Source organism: Stenotrophomonas sp. STEN029, from assembly GCF_056760015.1.
Map to the genome: position 1 here is coordinate 1 of NZ_JBRREC010000178.1, position 1,235 is coordinate 1,235.

Below are 1,235 nucleotides of genomic sequence, written 5' to 3' on the forward strand. Positions count from 1 at the left end.
TGAATCGCCCAGGCTTTTGTAGACACTCTTCAGCCGTTTAGTGCGTACTGCCGTTCAAACTCTATCGGGGACAGGCCGCCATTGGAACCGTGTCGCCGTGTCGGGTTGTAAAACATCTCGATGTACTGGAAGACATCGGCGCGTGCCTCGTCGTGATTGCTGTAGATCCGCCGCTTAATCCGTTCGCGTTTCAACAGCTGGAAGAAGCTCTCCATTGCTGCGTTGTCGTGGCAATTTCCTCGTCGGCTCATGCTGCATACGATGTCGTGCTCACGCAGGAAGCACTGCCAATCTTCGCTGGTGAACTGCGTTCCTTGGTCAGAGTGCAGAAGCAAACCCGGAGCGGGTTTGCGCCTCCAAACCGCAGCGAGCAGCGCTTGCAGAACCAAGTCGGTGTGCTGCGTGGGGCGCGTCGCCCAACCCACCACCTGGCGTGAGAACAAATCGAGCACAACGGCTAAGTACATGAAGCCGTCGTAGGTTCGGATGTAGGTGATGTCCGTTACCCATGCGCGATTCGGTTCACTTACTTTGAAACCGCGCGCCAAGACGTTCTTTGCCACTGAGCCCACGGGCCCACTCAATGGGCGCGGTCTACGGCCATAGCCAACCATCGCCCGAAGCCCTTCGTTCTTCATCAATCGCGCTACGCGATGCCTGCTACACGTCTCCCCTAGCTCGCGAAGATCCGAAGTGATCTTGCGATGTCCGTAGACCGAGCCACTCTCAAGCCAGCTGTGCTTGATCAGTCCAAGCAGTCGTTGGTCATCCCGTTCGCGGGGGCTTATCGGGCCTCGAAGCCAGGCGTAGTAACCGCTGCGATGGACACTCAGTACCCGGCACATGGCTGCCAACCCGAACTGATCCACATGGCACTTCATGAAGGCGTACTTTGCTCTTACCCCTTGGCAAAGTACGCGGCGGCTTTTTTTAGGATGTCTCGCTCTTCAGTGACGCGACGCAACTCAGCCTTAAGTCGGCGAACCTCAGCGTTCTGGTCCTGCTCAACGCGACGCCCCACCTCTCCCTGGCCGTGCTGACGTCTCCACCCATACAAGCTATGGACCGACACACCTAGTCGCTCAGCCACCTCAGCTACCGGTCGGCCGTACTCGACAACCTGCCGAACCGCCTCGATCTTGAACTCATCCGTATAACGTTTCGTGCTCATAACCACCTCCGCCTAAGCCATAGTTTATGGCTGCGAGGTGTCTACGAAATCCTGGGCGATTCAG

1 protein-coding gene is annotated in these 1,235 nt (G+C 57.3%); it reads right to left on the bottom strand.

From position 1 onward, the window contains the following. Window positions 1-29: 29 nt before the first annotated feature. A protein-coding gene (locus ACVOLI_RS20480; protein WP_481615786.1) for an IS3 family transposase occupies window positions 30-1,171 on the bottom strand; the annotation gives its coding sequence in 2 pieces (ribosomal slippage) (window positions 30-934 and window positions 934-1,171; 1,143 coding nt in all). Between the last annotated feature and the right edge of the window lie 64 nt (window positions 1,172-1,235).